At 39.6% G+C, this 22828-nt stretch carries 19 protein-coding genes; 8 read left to right on the top strand and 11 right to left on the bottom strand.

Annotation, left to right across the window (positions count from 1 at the left end; genetic code table 11):
- The coding region (locus tag FTV43_RS13300) for a transposase (protein ID WP_179995687.1) at window positions 1-506 on the top strand (506 nt) is incomplete at its 5' end.
- Between the two features lie 253 nt (window positions 507-759).
- Here the strand turns inward: FTV43_RS13300 and map are convergent.
- The 3 genes from map to FTV43_RS13285 all read right to left on the bottom strand — a co-directional run bounded on the left by map (window position 760) and on the right by FTV43_RS13285 (window position 3501).
- Entirely contained in the window at window positions 760-1554 is a 795-nt protein-coding gene (gene map / locus FTV43_RS13295) for a type I methionyl aminopeptidase (RefSeq protein ID WP_179995686.1), read from the bottom strand.
- 178 nt (window positions 1555-1732) lie between these two features.
- On the bottom strand, window positions 1733-2890 hold the full coding sequence (locus FTV43_RS13290) for an RNA-guided endonuclease TnpB family protein (RefSeq protein WP_179995685.1): 1158 nt from the start codon (window positions 2888-2890) through the stop codon (window positions 1733-1735).
- Window positions 2887-3501 carry an IS607 family transposase gene (locus FTV43_RS13285; RefSeq protein ID WP_004976741.1) on the bottom strand — a complete coding sequence of 205 codons (615 nt, stop codon included), beginning with the start codon at window positions 3499-3501 and terminating at the stop codon, window positions 2887-2889. The genes FTV43_RS13290 and FTV43_RS13285 overlap by 4 nt, the downstream gene beginning before the upstream one ends.
- 43 nt (window positions 3502-3544) lie before the next feature.
- On the opposite strand from FTV43_RS13285, the gene FTV43_RS13280 reads away from it, so the two are divergent.
- From FTV43_RS13280 to FTV43_RS13270, 3 genes are all read left to right on the top strand, one after another.
- Window positions 3545-4367 (top strand): IS5 family transposase gene (locus FTV43_RS13280; protein ID WP_179995684.1). Its coding sequence is split into 2 segments (ribosomal slippage): window positions 3545-3925 and window positions 3927-4367, totalling 822 coding nucleotides; the frame shifts between segments, so codons are not numbered across the junction.
- 386 nt (window positions 4368-4753) lie between these two features.
- The gene (gene brnQ / locus FTV43_RS13275; RefSeq protein ID WP_179995683.1) at window positions 4754-6046 is read left to right on the top strand and encodes a branched-chain amino acid transport system II carrier protein; all 1293 of its coding nucleotides are present in this window, start codon (window positions 4754-4756) and stop codon (window positions 6044-6046) included.
- A 572-nt stretch (window positions 6047-6618) separates the two neighbouring features.
- Window positions 6619-6855, top strand: a complete 237-nt coding sequence (locus FTV43_RS13270; protein ID WP_004976747.1) for a hypothetical protein — start codon at window positions 6619-6621, stop codon at window positions 6853-6855.
- Between the two features lie 173 nt (window positions 6856-7028).
- Here the strand turns inward: FTV43_RS13270 and FTV43_RS13265 are convergent, their stop codons facing one another.
- Window positions 7029-7481 carry a hypothetical protein gene (locus tag FTV43_RS13265; protein WP_004976749.1) on the bottom strand — a complete coding sequence of 151 codons (453 nt, stop codon included), beginning with the start codon at window positions 7479-7481 and terminating at the stop codon, window positions 7029-7031.
- Between the two features lie 140 nt (window positions 7482-7621).
- Between FTV43_RS13265 and FTV43_RS13260 the strand changes: the two genes are divergently transcribed.
- A complete protein-coding gene (locus FTV43_RS13260) occupies window positions 7622-8482 on the top strand; it encodes an alpha/beta fold hydrolase (RefSeq protein ID WP_179995682.1) in 861 nt (286 codons plus the stop codon).
- Between the two features lie 267 nt (window positions 8483-8749).
- On the opposite strand, the gene FTV43_RS13255 is transcribed toward FTV43_RS13260, so the two are convergent.
- Window positions 8750-10273, bottom strand: coding sequence for a TerC family protein (locus FTV43_RS13255; protein WP_179993850.1), 1524 nt, complete (start codon window positions 10271-10273; stop codon window positions 8750-8752).
- 777 nt (window positions 10274-11050) lie between these two features.
- Here FTV43_RS13255 and FTV43_RS13250 point away from each other — a divergent pair.
- A complete protein-coding gene (locus tag FTV43_RS13250) occupies window positions 11051-11515 on the top strand; it encodes a MarR family winged helix-turn-helix transcriptional regulator (RefSeq protein ID WP_004976754.1) in 465 nt (154 codons plus the stop codon).
- Window positions 11516-11569: 54 nt separating this feature from the next.
- Here the strand turns inward: FTV43_RS13250 and FTV43_RS13245 are convergent, their stop codons facing one another.
- The 5 genes from FTV43_RS13245 to FTV43_RS13225 all read right to left on the bottom strand — a co-directional run bounded on the left by FTV43_RS13245 (window position 11570) and on the right by FTV43_RS13225 (window position 18780).
- Window positions 11570-12247: an SOS response-associated peptidase family protein gene (locus tag FTV43_RS13245; RefSeq protein WP_179995681.1), complete on the bottom strand. Its 678-nt coding sequence runs from the start codon at window positions 12245-12247 to the stop codon at window positions 11570-11572.
- 115 nt (window positions 12248-12362) lie between these two features.
- On the bottom strand, window positions 12363-13805 hold the full coding sequence (locus FTV43_RS13240; protein ID WP_136144233.1) for an aldehyde dehydrogenase family protein: 1443 nt from the start codon (window positions 13803-13805) through the stop codon (window positions 12363-12365).
- A 199-nt stretch (window positions 13806-14004) separates the two neighbouring features.
- Window positions 14005-16170: a malate synthase G gene (locus tag FTV43_RS13235; protein ID WP_096901411.1), complete on the bottom strand. Its 2166-nt coding sequence runs from the start codon at window positions 16168-16170 to the stop codon at window positions 14005-14007.
- Window positions 16171-16528: 358 nt separating this feature from the next.
- Window positions 16529-17683: a cell division protein ZapE gene (zapE, locus tag FTV43_RS13230; RefSeq protein WP_004976758.1), complete on the bottom strand. Its 1155-nt coding sequence runs from the start codon at window positions 17681-17683 to the stop codon at window positions 16529-16531.
- 89 nt (window positions 17684-17772) lie between these two features.
- Complete coding sequence (locus tag FTV43_RS13225) at window positions 17773-18780, bottom strand: AraC family transcriptional regulator (protein ID WP_165492532.1); 1008 nt, start codon at window positions 18778-18780, stop codon at window positions 17773-17775.
- Between the two features lie 169 nt (window positions 18781-18949).
- On the opposite strand from FTV43_RS13225, the gene FTV43_RS13220 reads away from it, so the two are divergent.
- Window positions 18950-20428: an NAD(P)/FAD-dependent oxidoreductase gene (locus tag FTV43_RS13220; protein WP_179995680.1), complete on the top strand. Its 1479-nt coding sequence runs from the start codon at window positions 18950-18952 to the stop codon at window positions 20426-20428.
- 13 nt (window positions 20429-20441) lie between these two features.
- Here the strand turns inward: FTV43_RS13220 and FTV43_RS13215 are convergent, their stop codons facing one another.
- Complete coding sequence (locus FTV43_RS13215; RefSeq protein WP_179995679.1) at window positions 20442-21500, bottom strand: RNA-guided endonuclease TnpB family protein; 1059 nt, start codon at window positions 21498-21500, stop codon at window positions 20442-20444.
- A 206-nt stretch (window positions 21501-21706) separates the two neighbouring features.
- Here FTV43_RS13215 and FTV43_RS13210 point away from each other — a divergent pair, with 206 nt between their 5' ends.
- Window positions 21707-22612 carry a lysine exporter LysO family protein gene (locus FTV43_RS13210; RefSeq protein WP_004976767.1) on the top strand — a complete coding sequence of 302 codons (906 nt, stop codon included), beginning with the start codon at window positions 21707-21709 and terminating at the stop codon, window positions 22610-22612.
- Window positions 22613-22828 lie beyond the last annotated feature (216 nt).

Genomic DNA, 22828 nt, shown 5'->3' with positions numbered 1-22828 from the left:
AGGTCGCTGAACAGGCATTGGTGCTGATTCAGAAACTGTATGCGATAGAAGCAGAACTCAGGAAAAAGACCGATGGTACAGCGGAAGACCGCCGCGAATACCGACAACAGCATAGTCAACCAGTGATACAACAACTATATGAATGGCTCAACCAACATCATCTGACAGTGCCATCGAGTTCTCCTACCGCCAAGGCTATCAATTACACTCTGAAGCGTTGGCCAGCCTTAAGCCGCTATCTGGATGATGGCAATCTACCGATATGCAACAATTGGGTAGAGAATCAGGTGCGTCCCTGGGCGTTGGGACGCAAGAACTGGCTGTTTGCAGGTTCGCTGCGCAGTGGTCAGCGAGCGGCAAACATCATGACTTTAATCCAGTCAGCAAAGCTGAATGGCTTGGATCCGTATGCCTATTTAAGTGATGTGCTGAAAAGGTTACCGACACATAAAGTGACCCAGATTGAAGAGTTACTGCCACACTGCTGGAAACCTAAATCGAATTAAAATTGGTATGGGATTCAGCGGACGCTTACGCACATAGGATCTTTTGATTTCAGATACGAAACAGCAAAAAAAAAGCTTATCTAAGACAGATAAGCTTTGAAAACTACAATCTAAAATAAGAAAGCTAAAACAAAGAAACTACAGCAAGTATCTTTGACTTCAATTATAGCGATTGTTCATTTTTTAACAAATAGTTTAAAACTAAAGTCTAAGATGTTTTATCTATCAGTCTTAACCTGAAAGCATTCGTGCATTAAATTTCAGGATAACTCCCCGTACCTTCTGGCCACGGCGATAACACTTCAAAGCCTGTATCAGTCACAGCAACCATGTGTTCCCATTGTGCAGAAAGTGATTTATCTGTCGTCACCACCGTCCAGCCATCTTTCAGTTCTTTCACACGCGCTTTGCCCGCATTCACCATTGGCTCAATGGTAAATACCATGCCTTTTTTAACCACCAAGCCTTGTCCAGGCTGACCATAATGCAGCACACTTGGTTGTTCGTGATACACCTGCCCAATACCATGTCCGCAATATTCACGCACAATGCTAAACCCTTCACGATGCGCCACACTTTGAATGGCATAGCCAATATCGCCCAAAGTCGCGCCCGGTTTCACCGCATGAATCCCTGCGCGCATCGCCTCATAAGTGGTATCGACCAGTTTTTTCGCTTCTGGTTTCACCTGACCCACATAGTACATACGACTGGTATCACCATAAAAACCATCTTTAATCACTGCCACATCAATATTAATAATGTCGCCATCTTTTAAAATGGTTTTGGATGATGGAATACCATGACAGACCACTTCATTGGGTGAAATACAGGTGGTTTTGGTATAACCGTGATAGCCCACATTGGCAGGAATGACTTTTAAGGTATTTACAATATAATCGTGACACAAATCATCTAAGTATTCTGTCGTGACTCCGGGTTTGACATGCTCGCCAATCATCTGCAACACCTGAGCAGCCAAACGCCCCGAAATGCGTAATTTCTCAATATCTTGCTCTGATTTAATGCTGACTTTAAGGGCGCGCATGATGAACTCCTGACCTGAAGCCTGAGATTATAGCCGTTATTTAAAACCTACTCAAACCTACTCAATGTGGGTTTGATGTTTAATTCCTACTTCACCATCAAGAACCTAAAACATTTGCTTTAGGGATTACCTCAATTCCATAGGCTGTCACGGTGTAACTCACCGCCTTAATCACCACTTATGCAGTGATTAAATCTTTATCCGCATATCGCAGGATATTAATTGATGCATTAACATCACGATTTTGGATGGTTTGGCAAACTAAGCACTTCCACTCTCGCGCAGAAAGTGTGAGAGATTGATTTAATTCACCACAGCACGAACACATTTTACTACTTGGGAGGAATCGACCAACCGAAAGTACCGATTTTCCATGCTGTTTGGCTTTATAAATCAACTGCCTTTTAAACTCATAAAAACCCATATCGGATATAGCTCTTGCGAGTTTACGATTCCTCAACATGCCTTTAACATTCAAATCTTCAATCGCAATCACATCAAAACGTGTTACCAAATCCGTTGTGACTTGATGAAGATTATTCTTGCGTAGACAGGCAATTTTATAGTGCAGGCGAGATAGCTTGGCTTTTGCTTTTTCTCGATTCTGACTACCTTTTTTCTTACGACTAAAAGACTTGTTGAGTCGCCTTAGTTTTGCAAGCTGTCTTTTAAGTGGTGCGTTAGAAGGAATAACCTCACCATTTGAAAGGGTGGCAAGATTAGAGACACCCAAATCAACACCGATACTTAAACCTGTTTTCGGTTTAAGCTTTTCGATCTGGGTGAGTTCGACAGCGATTGATACAAACCACTTACCACCTTGTTTAAATATTTTGGCCGAGAGAATTTTACCCTTATAGCGCAGATTCTCAGTCATTTTCACCCAACCCAAATTAGGGATTTTAATAGACCGACCCTTTACGCTAAATTGATCATTTGATAATGAAAAACGGTCATCCTTGCCTTTTTTTCTTGGCTTGGGGTATCCTGATTTGCCGTTAAAAAATCTATCAAAAGCACTACCCAACTGCTTAATCGCCAACTGTGGTGCGCACTTAGTCACTTTCTTCATGAAAGGATATTTTTCAAATTTAAAAGTGTTTAGGTGCTTTCTTAATTTACTCTCTTTAGGTCTATTAAGAAGCATTTCATTCACCGCAACATCATAATACTCACACTGATCTCGATATTCCTTATCAGCCTTGTATTGTCGCTGCCACTCTCTTAAAGCCCAATTATATGACAAACGAGCAACACCACTTGCCTGAGCAAAATGGCTTGCTTGTTTATTATTGGGCATCAATTCAATGATATGCCCTCGTATAAATCGACTCATAGTGCTTCTTTGACCACCTGTATTAGCTTTTGGTTCTTTTTACTTCGGCTTCCATATAATCGTGCTGAAAATACAGTGATAATTTCCAGGACATCTTGAGACAGTTCCTCCTCAAAACTCAAATTTTCACCCTGATTAATAATTACAATTTCAACATTCCGAGCTTCACATAAAGCAAAAACCAATTCAGCACCAAAACGTAATAATCGATCTTTGTGGGTTAAAACCAATCGACCAATTTCATTATTAATAATTCCATCCAAAAGAGCCTTAAGCCCTTTTTTGTGATAATTCATCCCTGAGCCTAAATCACTAATAATCTCAAATGTCCATCCCTGCTTGGCACAGTACATTTCCAAAACTTGTTTTTGTCGCTCAAGATCAGCCTTTTGATCGTGACTAGATACTCTTGCATAAGCAATAGTTTTTCGGCTGTTCTGAATTGATAGATCATGGATAAGTTCAGGTGTGATCTTGCTTAGATCGTAACGTCTGTGATTTTTTGGGGTTCTATCTGCGACTAAAGTGCCTTCCTCATCCCATCTTCTTAGGGTTTGGATGGAAACACCCAGTGTTTTAGCTGCAACGCCAATACTAACATATCTACTCATTTAGACCTCTTGCGAAAGTAAAAACTGCCTCAATATAGATTTCATGAAATATCAGAAATTAAATCGTTTTTCAGATTCTGAATTCCAGCGCTTGGTTGGTGTACCTCGAGCAGTTTTTAGTGAAATGGTCGAAGTTTTAAAAGAAGCAGAATCACTTAAAAAGAAATTAGGGCGTCCTCATACTTTAGCTATAGAGGATCAATTATTATTAACACTCAATTACTTACGGAGCTACAACACCCAATTGGAATTGGCGGCAAATTACCATATCGCTGAAAGTAATGTGAATCGAACTATTAAAAAGGTTGAAGATGCATTAATCAAATCAAGACGTTTTACCCTGCCAAAACGAAGCATTACCACAGCAGACGAACAATTTAACTGGGTAATTATTGATGCGACAGAATGTTTAATAGAACGCCCGAAAAAAAAATCAGAGTAAGTTCTACAGTGGTAAAAAGAAGAAACATACGTTAAAAGCCCAAGTGATCTATCATCCGAAGAGCAAACAAATCATAGGAGTAGATATATCGTCTGGCAGTCAGCATGATATTAAATTGGCAAGAAAAACAGTTAAGAAATTCAAACATTGTGACTATGTTATGACCGATTTAGGGTACTATGGGTTAGAGCAAGATGGCTTTAAATTATTGATGCCAATAAAGAAAAAGAAGAATTTACCCTTATTTGATGCTGAGAAAAATTACAATAAAATGATTGGAAAAATACGAGTTGTAATCGAACACATTAACAGTCAATTGAAAAGATTTAGAATACTAAGTGAACGCTATCGAAATAGACGGAAAAGATTCGGTTTACGCATTAACTTAATCGCTGCACTGGTAAACTGGATGAACTTGCAATAACGACTTTCGCAAGAGATCTTTTGTATATAATAATATAGAAATAGGTAGATTTCAACTAGCAGTTATTAACCCTTTCGGCTTGTAAAATCAGCTCAAGCTGCCAAACAAGTATCCATCGTCATGCGACCAACAGTTTTGTTTAAGAACTGCGCATTTAAAATAGCAACCAAAACTTATACTAGATAAGCCATCTATACTATGTGGGATCAGCATTTTTCAAAAATACATCAGATAAACAGTAAGTTATTTAATTTTTATAGTGAAGATTAAAATAGCCTACAAACACATATCATAAAAAATATTCATATGACCTATAAAATAAATTAGAAAATCATAGCTCGATCTACTAAAATCGCTTTCTTTTGTTTACATCTTATTTCTCTCCCATGACGAATTTACGCACACGGGATATTATTGCCTTGGGTTTTATGACCTTTGCGCTGTTTATTGGTGCAGGTAATATTATTTTCCCACCTATCGTGGCACAGCAAGCGGGCGAACACGTCTGGCTTGCTGCGCTCGGTTTTCTCATTACCGCAGTTGGCTTACCCGTGATTACCATTATGGCGTTGTCACGTGTCGAAGGTTCTATACAAATTTTAAGTTCGCCTTTAGGCAAAATCGCGAGCTTAATTTTAACAGTCGTCTGTTATTTAGCGGTTGGCCCGCTTTTCGCCACACCACGTACCGCTACCGTATCTTATGAAATTGGTTTCTCTGCCTATTTTGGCGATTCCGCGAGCACCTTATTCATTTATAGCGCCATCTATTTTGCCTTGGTGATGTTAGTTTCACTGTATCCACACAAAATTTTAGATACAGTGGGCTATGTACTTTCCCCGCTTAAAATTCTGTCATTACTAATTTTAGGCATCACTGCATTTATTATTCCGACAGGTACAATTTCACCTGCCATTCACAATTATGTGAACAGTCCTGTATCTGAAGGCTTTATTAACGGTTATCTCACTATGGATACCTTAGGTGCATTGGTATTCGGGATTGTGATTATTAATGCGATTCGTTCACGTGGCGTAACTGATAAAAAACTCATCACCCGCTATGCGGTATGGGCAAGTTTAATTTCAGGGATCGGTTTAACTTTAGTTTATCTAAGCCTATTTAAACTGGGGATGGGCAGTCACGATGTTGCCGCCAATGCCAGTAATGGTGCAGTCATTTTACATGCCTATGTGCAACATGCTTTTGGCGGATTTGGCTCGGTATTTTTAGCTGCAATGATTTTTATTGCCTGCATGGTTACGGCAATTGGACTGACATGCGCATGTGCTGGATATTTTGAGCAAATTACTAAAATTCATTATCGCCGTTGGGTATTTATTTTAGTCGGCTTTGCCTTTGTTATTTCCAATCTTGGACTCACCAAACTCATTGCAGTTTCAGTGCCTATTTTAAGCGCGATTTATCCACCTGCAATTGTGGTCATTCTACTCAGCTTTTTCTGGGGATTATTCCGTATTCCAACCCGCGTGATTGCACCTACTGCCGCAGTTGCATTGCTCTTTGGCATCATTGATGCAATGAAGGCCGCAGACTTAGCTAGATTCTTGCCAACCACACTGACCAATTTTCCCCTGAGTGAACAAAACCTCGCTTGGTTGATTCCTGCATTACTGATTTTTGTATTCACTGCAATTCATGATCGAATGAAAAAATAGCCAGTACGGACTTCGAGCTCGGCTATTTTTTCAAGTCATGCTCTATTTTCGAGCTGTATTGTATTAAAGTCGTGTTTTATCCAAATACGAATTTAAGTTAGACAATAATTGTCAGGTTTTACCCAAACCCGCACTTATTGTTTCATGTGCTAAAACTGCCTCTTTTTAAGGCAATTTATCAGTCATGATAATAGCAACCCAAATAATTATTTGGTATAAATAAACAAATGAAATTAAAATATTTTCAATAAAAAACTAAAACAAAATAAATCATTCACCCATTTTAAGCAGAGCTCAAATTAACGCTAAAGTCGTATAGTCGCCCTCAAAATTAGCTGGCATAAAATATGCAAGTACGATTGAAATCGTATTTAAATGGCTTAAAAAACACACTACTTTTTATTATTTTGTAAATAAATGATAATAAATAGTGGTATTTCATATGAAAATGATGTTTTTTATCAAAATATGACTATAAGGACTTGAAATAGTTTGCTAAACAAGGTAGAACAATAAAACCAATCTGACTGAAATGCTCTGATTTTAGTGATTTATAACAAGGAGGGATGGAGATGTTTTCACATTTCAATACGCAAGTCTTCATTAACGCTCTGAAGGCTAACCAAAATCTAGTTACTTTTTTAAGCACCACTTTTGCACTGATGCTGACCCTATTGCTCCAAGGCTCAATTCAAGGCAACTTGAAACCAACCTATTTTTTATATGCCTTATTGGTATGTATAGCCTTTGCGATTTGGACATCCATTGACCAAAAGTTTCGTGAACATAAAAACGTAGAAGTTCATTAATCTTACCCTAGCACCCACTCATTTTAGCTTTTTCGCTTTCACTTTGCGGCAGATGGATCACTCCTCTGCCGCCAAACTCAAAAAGTAGATTCTAATCATCATTCCTGATCTACAGCAAAAATCTCAAAATCTTCTACGGGCTACCAAGAAAAAATTAAACTGAGCAATTAGAATTACAACAATCCATAGATTGCGCCAAGCAATAACACACTAGTCCCACCCAATTCAGCCACAATCAATAACAGCATCGCCAAACTCATGCACCAACTTGGCAATGTCCATGCTGCAATTTGATGCGGTTGTTTAAATTGATTAGTGGTATCTTTAAGCAATCCATGCAAGATATAACTCAGAATAGAAAAGCTAAAAAATACTAAATTTAGAATCACACAAATTAAAATTACAGTGGCATCCCAAATACAAAAATAAGCCAAGACCGCTAAAATTAAACTTGCAGGTGCATATAACAAACTACTGCGATGTGCGATATCCACATAATAATGAGCACGCGCTTGGGCAGAAGCACGAATTTGCCAATATTTCCACACGCCTGTAAGCATCCCCACCCACAAAAATATTCCACTGAAAATAATCGCAAGGCGCACTGCCAAAGATAAACTTTCCATGTTTAACACTCTTTTATTTTTCGTGTGGCTATTTAACTACACTCGCAGACTACTAAGCTTGACTTTAGAGTCAGAATAAATACAAGTTTCTTTTTGGAACTCGTGTAAAGTAACTTTATTCTCATCATCCTTAAAACATTATGAGCACATTTGAAAGCTTAAATATTATATGTGCAGATGGTTATGCCCTCGCTGCCCGTTATTATCCAAATCAATATACACAAGCACAGCGTCTACCCGTCTTGATTTGTCCCGCGACAGGCATTACCAAGAATTTTTATCACGCTTTTGCCACATGGCTAAATGAACAAGGCTATGCTGTGCTGTGTTTTGATTTTCGTGGTATTGGTGATTCGTTACACGAACCATTGAAACAATGTGAAGCCAGTATTGTTGATTGGGGGCAGTTAGATATTCCTGCAGCAGTAAATACTTTGCTGCAAAAAACGCAAGCTGAACAAGTGGTTTTATTGGGACACAGCGCAGGCGGACAATTACTGGGGATTAATCCTGAATATCATAAAGTGGCAAAAGTCGTAGCTGTTTCAGGCTCTACAGGCCACACAAAAGGTTTAAAAGGTCGTACTCGCCTACTTGCCCCTGTGATGTTTAAAGTTATTTTTCCACTTGCCAGAATCACACATGGTTATGGCCCAACCAATGCAATTGGCATGGGCGAAAACCTACCTAAAAATGTGGCCCAACAATGGGCACAATTTTGTAGCAAACCCGGCTATGTCATCAATGCTATAGGCAAAACAGTTTCACAGCATTATCACGATGAAATTCGTTGCCCGATTACTGCTATTTGGAGTTCGGATGATAAGATTGCCACCGAAGCCAATGTGAAAGATTTACTCCGTCTCTATCCCCATGCATCGACTAATATGATTGAACTTAAACCAAAGCGTTATCAGCATAAAGCCATTGGGCATATGGCGATGTTTAAAAAGTCACATCGAAATTTATGGAATGTGATTGAAAATCAATTGGCAGTTTAATTTTTAGTGGCGAAGTCACATACAAATTAAACATTTGTTTTAGTTTCTCGCTTTTTCTTTTCCCTGTTTAAGCAACCAAATTTGTAATCCTGTTTGGTTGTTTCTTTTTTTCTATTCCATCCCACATTTCATGTTCAGCTTTTAAAATCCAGACTTATCGCTGATACACATTTTCAGGATGAAACATCACAATCTTTTTATTACACCATAAAAAAGCTCCACCATTTCGGTAGAGCTTTTTGAGTGATTTAATTCAAAGCTTAGTAATTAGAGTAAGCGAATCATCACAGTTTTAATACGGTTACCATCAAGTTCTGTCACTTCAAAGTGCACACCTTGATAATCCAACTGCGTGCCGACCTGAACTTCACCTTGGGTTTTATCTAAAATCAAACCTGCAACGCTAATGTAGCCTGCATCTTCTTCAATCAGATCCATCATACCCAGTTCAAGTTCAAGCTGGTATAAATCCAGCATACCTGTTGCTTTCCATTCGTTTTCATTGGTTTTAACCAAATCTAACTGTTCGTCTGCATCAGGGAATTCACCTGCAATCGCTTCAAACACATCAAGCGGTGAAATCAAACCTTGAACATTACCAAACTCATCGCTGACTAAAACCAAAGAACCTTTAGAGGTACGTAACGTATTGATCGCATCAATCACTTTCATTTTTTCAAAAATGTAAATTGGACGCTGACGTTTAATTAAAGCTTTAAGCTCTTCTTCTTCGTCCAATACATCCAACAACTCTTTGGCACGTACAATACTAATGACTTTATCTAAACTACCACGACACACTGGGAATAAGCTGTGTGGTACAGATAGAATCTGTTCGCGGATTTGTTCAGGTGAATCTTCAATATCGACCCATGAAATTTGGCTACGTGGCGTCATAATTGATGCGACTGAACGCTCTGCCAAGGTCAAGACACCACCAATCATGTAGCGTTCTTCATCTGCAAACGCTTCTTGCGCTTCGTTATGCAAATCAGGGCTACTGGTTTCAACTCGCCCCCCCATCAATTTTAAAATTGAATCTGCAGTACGGTGACGTAACGGAATTTTTGCTTCATGTTTTGCAACATTGCGCTGACCAAATTGGTTAAACGCTTCAATAGCAATCGCAACACCAATACCCGAATAGATATAACCTTTAGGGATATGGAAGCCAAAACCTTCTGCAATCAAGCTGATACCAATTAATAGTAAGAAGCTTAAACACAAAATCACCACTGTTGGATGACGGTTCACAAAAGCAGTTAATGGCTTAGATGCAAGTAACATCACCAACATTGCAACCACCATGGCAACCATCATCACATAGATGTTGTCGACCATGCCAATTGCGGTAATGACTGAGTCTAAAGAGAAAACTGCATCTAGAACAACAATTTGTGCTACAACTGCGGCAAAACTTGCATAAACCACATTGGTCGTGACTTTGACTTCGGGTTTGCCTTCCATCTTCTCATGCAACTCTCCTACCGCCTTATAGACGAGGAACAAACCGCCACCCAAGAGAATGAGGTCACGCCCTGAAAAGGTTTTTTCAAATAAGGTAATTAACGGTTCGGTTAAAGTAACCAACCAAGAGATTGCAAATAACAATCCTAAACGCATAAACAACGCTAAAGATAAGCCAATCACACGGGCTTTATCACGCTGTTCTGGGGGTAATTTTTCTGCAAGAATTGCAATAAAGACTAGGTTATCAATACCTAATACGATTTCTAGAATAATAAGTGTAATTAAACCAACCCATATTCCCGGATCTAATAAAAACTCCATTAGTTCATAGCTCCGAGATAGTTAGTAGAAATCGAAATATAAAGTAGACCTGCGCACGGCGACGGATCCATAAAAGTAACCTTTTTAGCAATAGATAGCTTAATTATGCACAATCTTGAACATTTGTAATTAAATTTTTAATTTTTTTGAATAAAACTAAACAGTACGATCTATAAGATGGTTTTTACTTTATTTTTCACATTCTTAATTTTTTTAGAGCGATGACAGCCAAACAAAAGCCGTGAGAATGGATTAAAAATGTCAAATGAATTGTAATGTATTTTTAGACGCATTAGTCATAGATTACAACTGTAAGCCAACCCACACTTTAATCTAAACTTAAAATATTGATAAAAAACAACTATTGTTAAAAGATTAGACCAAAGCTTATAATTTTTTTGCAAAATTCAACGCAATAACCCGCACTTTTACCTATAAGCCAAGTGTACAAATGTATTTTTTTAACTAAAATGCAGCCTAAGTTGATGGTTAAATTGATAATTCAACTTATAAAACCAGATAACTCACTACTAATCCAAACTAAAACAATTCTATAGGATTAATTGATATGACACATGAATATGGATTGAACTTAAACAAATGCTTACGCGCTTGGAAAAATAGCCATTTCAAAGCCAGCTTCTAAATCGAGATTCATCATATTTCGTCAGATTTCAACCAAATTTTAGCCACTGAAAGCATCTTGCTAAGCACATGAGTTTTCACATAAAATGTGAAATATCAAAAATACAATTAAAACAATGCAGGGAATATGCAATGTCCAAGAAATATTCAAAATTTCTACCATCCGCCGACCAATATGATATTGAACAATTTCCGTATTATTGGGTCACACAAGTACATGCTCAATATGTACAGAATGTCGATCAGGCACTTAAAAAGTATGGTTTAGATAATTCTCGCCGTCGTATTTTATTGGCATTAAGGTCAAAAGCACATGCGAGTGTGTCTGATTTGTCAGACATGGTGGTGTCAAAAATGTCAACTACAACTAAAATTGTTTATCGTTTAAAAGATGAAGGTTTGGTTGAAACTTATTCTTGTGATGATGATGCGCGTATCACTCGTGTCGTGCTTACTGAAAAAGGTAATGAGATGACCAACAAAATTAATGATCTGACTAGCGTTGTTTTAGAGCAGTCATTTGATGGTTTAACTCCACTACAAATTGAAAAAATGATGGAAAGTTTACGTCATATTTTTAATAATTTAGCACGCTAAACATCACGTTATTGTTCCACATCTGTTCTTATCCTATATAAGCACAAGATGTACTTAAAGATCGAAAAAATTGAGCTGGGGGCTTACTTTTTCGATCTTTGCTTTTGGTACATGTGAACACTCAAACTCGTCTAAAGGAAAGCCCTGCACAAAGCTGTGTATGTTCGGTGTTTTCAAACTTAGCCATTCATCTAAACGTGCATGTGGAATAACAATAACAGAACGTTTGACTGGCCCAGGCCCATGAAATTCCTTCATCATCGCGTGATCAATTGCGTCCATGGTAATCATACTCGCAGAACGGACAATTTCTTCCGTGCCTTGCCCATCCTTTAAACGGCAAATTTCATACAGTGCTGCAATAAAAAAGGCCTGTCCATCTTTACGACGTACACCCCAACGCTGCGGTTTACTGTCTATATATTTGAATTCATAAAATTCTGACACAACAATCGCGCCAAATTTACACTTATAAGCAGCTTCACTAAAACTTGGTTTTTCTAATAAAGTTTCGTTACGGCAATTATAGGTTTTTTGCGCAATACTTCTGTCTTCCGCCCATTTGGGAATCAAGCCAAAATTCACCGAGCGCCACTCTAAACCTTGTTCAGACTTAAACAATAGTGGCACACTCGAATTTGGATACGCTTCTTCAGCATATTCAAACGGAATTTCAGGCAGACCTAATGCAGATAATTGCGCTATGCTTATTGGTTTAAAATTGGCACACATATACAAATTGGATGATTAGACACACGCACTATATTATGCGTTTTGATCATGAACAGTAAGTGCGCACCCACGCATTCCTTCTTACTCAAACAAAACGCAGGACAAATAATTACCGTTAAGCTGGCAATGTCAGCCAATGCGTGCGGGTAAATTCTTCAAATATCCAGCGCCCATTAAAACGACCTAAGCCTGAGTTTTTCTCACCACCAAACGGTGCATTGGCATGATCGGCAACGGTAATACCATTAATATGTGTCATTCCAACATCAAACTGTGCTGCAAATTCTGCACCGCGTTCTACATTTGTAGTGCATACAGCAGCAGATAAACCATAGCGTGTATCGTTCGCTAACTGTAAGGCATGTGCGGTATCTGCTGCTTTGAGAATCGGTAAAATAGGTCCAAAACTTTCATTTTGTACAATTTCTGAATCGGCAGCGACATTCACAAAAACATGTGGTGCAACTAAGTTCCCCGTAACCCCGCCCGCATAAACCAATTCTGCACCCTGCGCCTGTGCTTTTTGAATAATATGCTGATGCTTTTTCACCTGTTCTGCATTAATAATTGGCCCAATCAAGGTGTCATTTTTATTCGGATCACCTACTACTAATTGCGACACACTTGCTAACAATTTTTCAAGATAGGCTGCATAAATAGACTGATCGACAATGACCCGATTGGTACTCATGCAAATTTGACCTTGATGCAAAAAGCGCCCCATCACAGTTAGTTCTACGGCCAAATCTATATCTGCATCATCCAAAATGACTAAAGGTGCATTGCCACCGAGTTCTAAGGCGACACGTTTTAAATGCTCACCCGCAACGGCCAGTTGCCCTACATGCTGTCCAACTTCTGTAGAGCCTGTAAATGAAATCATTTTAGGAGTTGCATGCTCAACAAAGTAATCACCAATTTCACGACTCGCACCCGCCACCACATTGAGTACGCCTGCAGGCAAGTCTGCTTCTTCGAACAGTTTACCGAGTATAGTTCCACCTGTGACTGGCGTATCACTGGCAGGTTTGAGCACTACACTATTACCACAAGCAATCGCTGTAACCACTGAACGCATAGACAAATGGAAAGGGAAATTCCACGGACTGATCACAGCAATAACACCCAAAGGTTTACGCAAAACAACACTACGGACTTTCGGATCTTTGCTTTCCAGTTGCGTCGTGGTCATTTGCTCGGGAAATTGTGCAGCTTCTTGAATAATCCCTAAAGCAGCATCGACTTCGATATTGGCTTTTAAACGGGTACTGCCCGACTCATCAATCAGCCACTGGATAATTTCTTCGCGTCGTTGCTGAATGACTTGCTCTAAGTTCTTAATGATGTATTGACGCAGACTTGTGGATTGAATCAATTGTTCATCAAAAGCTTTTTGCGCTGTACTATAGGCACTATCAACATCTACCACGCTGGCGCCCTGCATCTCAAAAATTGTAGTTTGATGATATGGATTCAAGTTTGGAATGGTTTTAGTAGATGTCCCAACCGACCACTTGCCGCCAATAAATTGTTGATTCAAATCTTGATATGCTGGCATGTATTTGTCCTTGCGCTACTTTTTATATATGACTTTCACTCTACTCCGCAGCTTGATGTTTTTCTAGCAGCAAGTACATCCTGTAACTATTCAGCTGCAAAATTTTCAAAAAACCATAAGCAAAATACAGGCAACAAAAAAGCCTCCGAAGAGGCTCATTTGTTTGTATTACACAATCAGTAAATCAAATCCTAAAGGATTAATCACCTGTATAACCTTTTAACTTTAAACGCGCTGCGTGTAAAAGTGGCTCTGTGTAACCAGAAGGTTGCTCGCCACCTTTGAAGATCAAGTCAGATGCAGCTTGGAATGCAATGTTATTAGCAAAGTCGTTAGACATAGGCGTGTATAGTGGATCATCAGCATTTTGTTGATCTACAATTTTCGCCATGCGCTGCATTACTTCTTCAACCTGTTCACGCGTTACAATTCCGTGACGTAACCAGTTGGCAACGTGCTGAGAAGAAATACGTAAAGTTGCACGGTCTTCCATCAGGCCCACATCATTGATGTCTGGAACTTTAGAACAACCTACACCCAGATCAACCCAACGAACGACATAACCCAAGATACCTTGGCAGTTATTTTCCAGTTCTTTTAGTTTCTCTTCTTCAGACCAGTTGGTATCAGTTGCAAGAGGTGGAGTTAACAAATCATCTAAAGGCAATGCTTCAGTTGCAAGCAATTCTTGCTGACGGTTTGCTACATTAATTTGATGGTAGTGAATCGCGTGAATCACTGCACCTGTTGGAGACGGAACCCATGCACAGCTTGCGCCTGCTTCAGGATGTTCAGTCTTGGTTTTGTACATGTCTAACAGCATGTCTGGTTTTGGCCACATGCCTTTACCAATCTGTGCTTTACCACGTAGACCTGTTTGTAGACCTACCATGACGTTACGGTTTTCGTAAGCTGGGAACCATTTTTGGCCTTTGATTTCGCCTTTACGAACAAATGGACCTGCTTCCATGAAGGTATGGATTTCATCACCTGTACGATCCATGAAACCGGTGTTAATAAAGATGGTACGGTCTTTCGCCTGAGCAATACAGTTTTTCAGGTTAACAGAGGTACGACGCTCTTCATCCATGATACCGATTTTCAGGGTTTTAGCAGGTAAGCCAAGCGCTTGTTCAGCACGTTCAAACAGCTCAACCGCAAATGCTACTTCTTCTGGACCGTGCATTTTTGGCTTAACGATATACATAGAACCGGTACGTGAGTTCTTGATCGTGTTCTCACCACGGATATCAGCCACAGAAAGCAATGGAGTGACCAATGCATCCATGATGCCTTCATAAATTTCTTCGCCATCTACAAGGATCGCCGGGTTTGTCATCAAGTGACCCACGTTACGAAGCAGCATCAATGAACGGCCATGAACCTTGGTCTCACCGCCTTCAACATTTTTGAAGGTGCGGTCAGCATTTAGTTTACGGGTAATGGTCTTGCCATTTTTCTCGATAGACTCTTCAAGCGTACCTTTCATCAAGCCTAACCAGTTACGGTAGCCTTCAACTTTTTCTTCAGCATCAACTGCTGCAACAGAGTCTTCCAAGTCTTGAATCGTCGTTACAGCCGCTTCAAGCACAACATCTTTCACGCCAGCTGCATCTGTCTGTCCAATTGGGCTGTTTGCATCAATCTGGATGATTGCGTGCAGGCCGTTATTTTTCAGTACGATTTCAGTTGGTGCAGAAGCTTCGCCATTGTAACCAACGAATTTAGAGCTATCCGCAACAGTTGTTGTAGAACCATCTTTTAGGCGAACAACAAGTTTGTTTGCTTCTACAGCATATTGAGTCGCGTCGGCATGTGAACCTTGCGCCAATGGGAAAGTTTCATTTAAGAAGTTTTTCGCGAACGCAATTACTTTTTCACCACGAACTGGGTTGTAGCCTTTACCTTTTTCTGCGCCATTTTCTTCAGAAATAACGTCAAAACCGTAAAGTGCGTCATATAACGAACCCCAACGTGCGTTTGCTGCGTTCAAGCAATAACGTGCGTTACGTACAGGTACTACGAGCTGTGGACCAGCCAATAATGCGATTTCTTCATCAACATTTTCGGTGGTAATTTGAAAATCTTCTACTTCTGGTAATAAGTAGCCAATTTCAGTCAAGAAAGCTTTGTAAGCTTCTAATTCAAATGTATTATTGCGGTGCCATTCATCAATTTTAGCCTGAAGCTCATCACGCTTTGCGAGTAATGTTTTGTTCTTAGGGCTAAGATCGACAACGACTTGCTCAAAGTTTTTCCAGTATGTATCACTGTCCAAACCAGAACCTGGTAATGCTTCATTTTCGATGAAATCGTAAAGTTCTTTAGCAATCGCTAACTTGCCTTTTTGAATACGTGCAGTCATTGTCTTTCCTGATATTGCTACTTTTTATACAAGAGATTCTAGTATACTGATTTATATTTAGCTGAATAGTATTATCACATTTCAAAATAACGATCATTTATTACAAGATGAATGACAACAATCATCATAAAGCCTGATCAGAAACACGACACTATTACTCATCTAAATACACTTTTACAGTGTATAAAGTTTTTGAAATGTCGAAATTAGACTTAAGTTCAGATTTTGTTGTAAAAATCGGCGTCAGTCTTATTGCAACCCTTCAAGATTAAGCCATGTTTATGACAAAATGTCGATAAAACCAACAGTCACATCTTTTCTATCATAAAAAAGCGCCTAGTTCTAGGCGCTTAAAAGATCAACTGATTTGATGTTTGGCTTCGGTGGCCTGTATCTGTCGATGTTCTTCATTTAAGTAATCATCAGACTGCATTTCCAATAAACGTGAACGTGTGCGTTCAATTTCAAATGCCAGTTTTTCGCCCTGATAAATTTCAATAATCGAATCTTCAGAAGTCAGTAATAACTTGACACCACGATCATAAAATTCATCGACCAAATAAATAAAACGACGTGTTCCTTCAGACAAGAAGTCTGTTAAATGCGGTACATTGCTCACCAAAACCGTGTTGTAGATGTTGGCAATTTCAATAAAGTCTGCAGGACTACGCGGTTTAAAGCACAGTTCTGAAAATTCACACCACAACACATCTTCAGTATGCGCAATTGTTTCAACAATACGTTGGTTGATAATAATTGGCTCAGAAGAATAATGTTGTGTATTACTCAAAGCACTGAAACGCTGTGCCATCCAGTTTTGATTATCATGCGTTAAAGGCGATTTAAATAATTGCGCCTGTTTCAAAACACGTAAGCGATAATCTACACCAGCATCGACATTTAGCACTTGGCAATGTTTTTTGACCATTTCAATGGTTGGAATAAAACGATCTCGATGGATACCATTTTTATATAAACCGTCTGGGGCGATGTTAGATGTTGCCACCAAAGTAATGCCACGATGGAATAGTTTTTGGAACAAGTCACTCAGAATCATCGCATCAGTCACGTTAGATACGAAAAATTCATCGAAACAAATCACCACTGCATCTTTATAAATTTGGTCTGCAACAGAATCGAGCGGGTTACGCTGCCCTGAAAGTTTGTTCAGTTCACGATGCACATGCTGCATAAAGTGGTGAAAGTGCATACGTGTTTTACGTCTAAATGGAATCGAGTCGTAAAACTGATCCATGAGCCATGTTTTACCACGACCTACACCACCCCACATATAAACACCCTGTGGTGCTGTTTGGCGGCGGAAACGGCGGAACGCTTTTTTTGATGCTTTATAGCGTTGAATTAATTCCTGCCACACACGCTCAAGTTCGTGTACAGCCTGCGCCTGCGCATCATCTGGCATAAATTGTCCAGAGGCTAACGCTTGTGCATAACGCTCCGCAGGCGATAATGGAGTAAAGGCTGTGGTTTGTGGCGAATTAAAATCAGACATATTCATCAGTACTTATTTGGGCAAATAGATTATAACGAAGATCGAATCACGAGATATAGCACTTTGGCATAGTTTGCAAAATACTTAGGCTATTTTGTATATTGGCGTGGACTTTGTCCAAACCACCGCTTAAAGGCATGGTTAAATGCCGCAGGCTCTGAATAACCAAGTAACTCTGCAATCATTTCAATTGAATATTCCTGATATTCAATTAATCGCAATGCTTTATCTTTGATAAGATCTTCACGAATTTGTTTGTAACTAGTGTTCAATTGTTGCAGTTGATGGCGCAATGTCCGTTCAGGAATTTGCAAAGCATGTGCTGTTTCTGCCATGCTCGGCATACTGCCTTGTTGTAATTCCAAATAATCTTTTACGCGCTGTACCACCGAAGGCGCATCATCTTCGAGTTTAAGTCGCTCTAACTCAATCACGCATTTGGCTTCATAACTACTAAAAGTGACTGCATCGGCAGATGGAATACGTGCTGTGAGAACTGCATCATCAAACCAAAACGCTGCTTGGGGTTGATTAAAAACAATATCTTGACCGTAATAATCATAAAAAGTTTGCAAAACTTCACTTTGCTGCGGCTGTGCAAATGGCAATTCTATGCGAATACGTGGCGCACTCATCCCCATCATTTTATATAGGTCTTGAATAAATTTGAACGTGCCTGAAATTTCACACTGCGCACGCAATACACCTAAACTACTATGTAAATCATTGGGTTGATAACACAATGCAATATGTCGCGTGCTATGTTGTAAACTTAGTTTCCCGCTTAAATGCGTCAATCCCTGATATTGAATCCCTTTTTCTAATGCAGTGGCAATATCTGGACTGGTCACCAATAACATCAATAAAGGACCATAACCTGCCAAAGCATAATGCTGTCCAATAAACAGCCCCATTTCAGGCTCTACATCTTCACCAATGACTTTGAGAATATCCCATTCCAAACTCGGATGAATAATTGAACTGGTGTCCAATGCGTCTGCACGCAAGCCGATACTTTGCAATTTTGCATCGACATCAACGCCTGCTTTACGCATGCCTTGTATTAAATACATCAAGCCAAGTATAGATCTTTTCATAAAATGAACAGCGCGAAATGGAATATCCTTTTTACCTGATTCACCCACAGATAGAAATTGCCGAAAATATCAATTTTTATGTCAGCACGATCATGTTACCACATGCTGGCTTATTCTATCCTGACTCAAACAAACTCAAGTCAAACAAAATAAATATAAGGATGTCTTCATGCAGGATGCAGCAGCTCATTATCAAGTCGCAATTATTGGCGCAGGCTTTGGTGGATTAGCCATGGCGATTCGTTTGCTACAACGCAACATTCATAACTTTGTGATTTTAGAAAAGTCTAATGAAGTGGGTGGTACTTGGCGTGAAAATCAATACCCTGGCGCGGCTTGTGATGTGCAGTCGCATCTGTATTCATTGTCATTTGCACCCAAAACTGACTGGTCAAAACGCTATGCCGAAGCACCAGAAATTTTTCAGTATATTCAAGATGTGGTGCAACAGTTTAATCTGCGCGAATATTGCCAATTTAACAGCGAAGTGGTGCATACCGAATACCATGAAAAAGGCTGTGTATGGCATGTTGCGTTAAAAGATAGCAGACAATTGAGTTGCCAATATTTAGTCTTTGCTTCTGGCCCACTGCATGTGCCACAAATCCCGCACATTAAAGGCATTGAAAAGTTTCAGGGCAAGGTTTTTCACTCGTCTCAATGGGATCATCAATACAACTTAAATAGCAAAGTTGTGGCATCTATTGGCACAGGCGGCAGCGCGATTCAATACATTCCTGAAATTGCACCTCAAGTTAAACAGTTATATGTCATGCAACGTACAGCTGCATGGGTCATTCCACGAGATGAACGCAAATATCTGAATATTGAGAAAAAACTGTTTAAACAAGCAGACTGGTTTAGAAAGTTGCATCGTGCGCGTTTGTATTGGTCGAATGAATCACGTGCAATTCCAATCATGCAACCTAGCGTGATGAAATATACCCAAAAACTGGCAGAAGCCTTAATTCGTTTTCAGGTCAAAGACAAACAATTGGCACAAAAACTCACGCCTGACTACATTATGGGATGTAAACGTATTTTAGTGTCCAATAAATACTTCCCAACTTTTAACCGTGACAACGTCGAATTAGTGACTGATGCAATACAGGAATTGACTGCAGACAGCATCATCACCAAAGATGGTAAAATGCGAAAAATTGATTGTCTGATTTATGGCACAGGCTTTATTACCGATCCGCGTATCTATCTACAGCCATTTAGCTGCATTGGTGAACATGGCGTTGAATTAAAACAGGCATGGAAAGATGGCGCAGAAAGCTATTACGGCATTAGCCACAAAGGTTTTCCGAACCTGTTTCAGTTGCTTGGGCCAAATACAGTTTTGGCGCATAACTCGGTTATTTTTATGATCGAATCGCAAGTCGATTACATTCTGCAAATGATGGATTTGGTGGCACAATCACAGAGCAATGCAATTGTAGTAAAAGATCAAGTACAAGATCAATTTAACCACGATGTGCAAGACATGCTAAATAACACGGTTTGGCAATCTGGCTGTGTAAGTTGGTATCAACAAGATGGTGGAAAAAACTTTGCACTTTGGCCAACCTATACTTGGAAATATTGGCTAAAAACCAAGTCGCTGCATCCGAGTGATTTCAGATTAATCAGTAAAGCGGCTTGACATCCTCCCCGATCTAAAGGACGGAGATTCCTACTGCTAGACGCTCATGTCCGAGCGCAAGAATATTCAGTGCGGAATTTACATCCCGATCATGGAGCGTACCGCACTCCACACACTGCCACTCTCTTATTCCAAGTCCTGCTCTACCTTTCGGACTACTGGAGCGTGAGCCACAGCACGAACAAGTTTGGGTGGTATAGGCTTCATTGACTTCTTCATAACATACCCCTGCGTTCTCGCATTTATACTTGAGCATGGTTCTTAGTGTTGTCCAACTGGCATCTAGCACTGATTTAGCCAATCTGGTTTGTGCTAATGCTTTGGCATTCACATTGCCAACGAAGATGGCTACATGTTCATTCACCAGTTTTCGGCTGAATTGATGCAGCATGTTTTGTCTTACATTTTTAATCTTGGCATGGATGGCTTTGACACGTTTCTTATTTTTTGCACGTTGAGCAATACCAAGTTTTTGTTCATATTGCGGATAGATTTGAGGTGCTTTAAGTTTTACGCCATCTGAACAAGTCGCTAAATCTTTTAAACCTAAATCTATGCCAATTGAGGTTTTAGCGTTGTTTTTTTCTATTTTGACTGCATCAACTACAAGACAAACATACCAACGTCCACGACTATCTTCTACGAATGTGCCTGTTTTGATATTGTATTGACTTAATCCGTAACTATCCCATAGTTTAAATTGATGCTTGCCATATTGAACATAGCCATCAGCATATTTGATTGCAACCTTTTTAAACGGTATCCAACCCAGTGAACGTCTAGCTGATTTTTTATTACTGACACGCCATTTTAGTTTTGCTTTTTTGAACTGCTTGCGTCTTGTGACCAATTCTTCTGTCACTGCCTGAATAGTTTGACTGTGCAGGTTGCATTCTTTCGATGTGCCTTTCGTGTATTTTGCAAAGTCGTATGCTGAAAAGAATTGTTGTTTACGTTGTAGATGCTTAAAACACAAATCATTGACATAATTCCAGACAAAATTTACTTCGGATGCTAACTGATTTAGCACCTTGCAATGTTTGTCTTTTATGCGTAATTTGAGTGTCTTCATCCAATTATTTTAACAGTATTTTTCTTAATAGTGACTATAGTACAAGTATTTAAAGCGACATTTCGTGTCGTTCATATGGTTTACTCTAGTCGCTTATATCCTCGTGCTGAACCACGAGGTTTTACGCTCCAGTGGATAAATTTCCGCTTTTAAAAGCAAACTGGCATAATCAACAGGTTTTTATCTATCTCCCACCTGTTGATCTCATGCAATCTCTTTGGCTGATTTTCCAATTACTCTGCTGTTTATGTCTAGGCTTTGTACTGGCAAAACGCCTCCCTCGAATAATCGAAAAAATTGCGTTTCAACTGCTGCCGTATTTTAGCTATATCCTGCTAATTGCAATTGCGATGGAATTTTCACAAACGCTCGGTTCACTACAGCAGCCATCGCATATTCTATCTACAGCTTTACAGATTGCATTTGCTACATCAATTGGTGCTTTTCTGTGTTGTTATTTGCTTTACAAAGGTTTGGGGCTGCAAGCAACGCAAGGCAAAGTTTCATTACAGTTGTTGATTCAATCCTGCATCAACATCAGTTATGCCTTTTTTGCCCTTTTGGCAGGCTACGTGCTGCATCTACTTTTTAGTGCTATGGATTTCCAAGTTCAGATCAACACTTGGTATTTACTGTTGCTGTTTATGTGGATGATTGGACTCGATCTCGCTTATTCGCCTTTAGATCGTTCTTGGCTGAATTGGAAAATTTTAATGGTGCCCGTAGGCTGTATTTTCGGTTCAGTTGCAGGGGTACTACTTTGCGCACTTTGGCTCCCCATCGCTCTACAAGATTTGCTTATGCTCTCACAAGGTTATGGATTTTATTCCATGAGCGGGATTGTGGTGTCGGAACTTCGCAATGCCGAATTGGGTAGTATTGCGTTAATGAATGATTTATTCAGAGAGATTTTTGCGATATTGCTGATGTATATTTTGGGATGGCGATATCCACGTGCTGCAATTTCTGCCGCAGGCGCAACTGCCATGGACGTCACTTTGCCCATGGTAAAACAAGCCTGTGGCAACGATTTTATTCCACATGCCATGGTCAGTGGATTTGTATTGTCAATCCTTGCACCCATTGCTGTAAGTGTATTGGCTGCTATTTAAAAAGAATCAACAATTGTCCTCTCTCCCTCTGGGAGAGAGTTGGAGAGAGGGTTTGCGCTCTATTTAGGCGAGAGTTAGAGAGAGGGCTTATCCACTGCTGTCCCATAGTTTGCTTTAAATAAAAAAACCTGAGTCCTAACAGTTAAAATATGAGTGCAAACAAACACTTTAACGACCAGGATTCAGGTTTTGTCACATCAGAATACCGTATTTCAT

The organism is Acinetobacter sp. YH16053 (assembly GCF_013417035.1).
In the GTDB taxonomy this organism is placed as follows: Bacteria; Pseudomonadota; Gammaproteobacteria; order Pseudomonadales; family Moraxellaceae; genus Acinetobacter; species Acinetobacter towneri.
This window is presented reverse-complemented; position numbering and strand designations above follow the sequence as displayed.

Bases quoted from the DNA above. Each gene is read 5' to 3' on its own strand.
- map (WP_179995686.1), bottom strand. From the start codon at position 1,554: ATGCGCGCCCTTAAAGTCAGCATTAAATCAGAGCAAGATATTGAGAAA.
- FTV43_RS13290 (WP_179995685.1), bottom strand. From the start codon at position 2,890: ATGAGTCGATTTATACGAGGGCATATCATTGAATTGATGCCCAATAAT.
- FTV43_RS13285 (WP_004976741.1), bottom strand. From the start codon at position 3,501: ATGAGTAGATATGTTAGTATTGGCGTTGCAGCTAAAACACTGGGTGTT.
- brnQ (WP_179995683.1), top strand. From the start codon at position 4,754: ATGACGAATTTACGCACACGGGATATTATTGCCTTGGGTTTTATGACC.
- FTV43_RS13270 (WP_004976747.1), top strand. From the start codon at position 6,619: ATGTTTTCACATTTCAATACGCAAGTCTTCATTAACGCTCTGAAGGCT.
- FTV43_RS13265 (WP_004976749.1), bottom strand. From the start codon at position 7,481: ATGGAAAGTTTATCTTTGGCAGTGCGCCTTGCGATTATTTTCAGTGGA.
- FTV43_RS13260 (WP_179995682.1), top strand. From the start codon at position 7,622: ATGAGCACATTTGAAAGCTTAAATATTATATGTGCAGATGGTTATGCC.
- FTV43_RS13255 (WP_179993850.1), bottom strand. From the start codon at position 10,273: ATGGAGTTTTTATTAGATCCGGGAATATGGGTTGGTTTAATTACACTT.
- FTV43_RS13250 (WP_004976754.1), top strand. From the start codon at position 11,051: ATGTCCAAGAAATATTCAAAATTTCTACCATCCGCCGACCAATATGAT.
- FTV43_RS13245 (WP_179995681.1), bottom strand. From the start codon at position 12,247: ATGTGTGCCAATTTTAAACCAATAAGCATAGCGCAATTATCTGCATTA.
- FTV43_RS13240 (WP_136144233.1), bottom strand. From the start codon at position 13,805: ATGCCAGCATATCAAGATTTGAATCAACAATTTATTGGCGGCAAGTGG.
- FTV43_RS13235 (WP_096901411.1), bottom strand. From the start codon at position 16,170: ATGACTGCACGTATTCAAAAAGGCAAGTTAGCGATTGCTAAAGAACTT.
- zapE (WP_004976758.1), bottom strand. From the start codon at position 17,683: ATGTCTGATTTTAATTCGCCACAAACCACAGCCTTTACTCCATTATCG.
- FTV43_RS13225 (WP_165492532.1), bottom strand. From the start codon at position 18,780: ATGAAAAGATCTATACTTGGCTTGATGTATTTAATACAAGGCATGCGT.
- FTV43_RS13220 (WP_179995680.1), top strand. From the start codon at position 18,950: ATGCAGGATGCAGCAGCTCATTATCAAGTCGCAATTATTGGCGCAGGC.
- FTV43_RS13215 (WP_179995679.1), bottom strand. From the start codon at position 21,500: ATGAAGACACTCAAATTACGCATAAAAGACAAACATTGCAAGGTGCTA.
- FTV43_RS13210 (WP_004976767.1), top strand. From the start codon at position 21,707: ATGCAATCTCTTTGGCTGATTTTCCAATTACTCTGCTGTTTATGTCTA.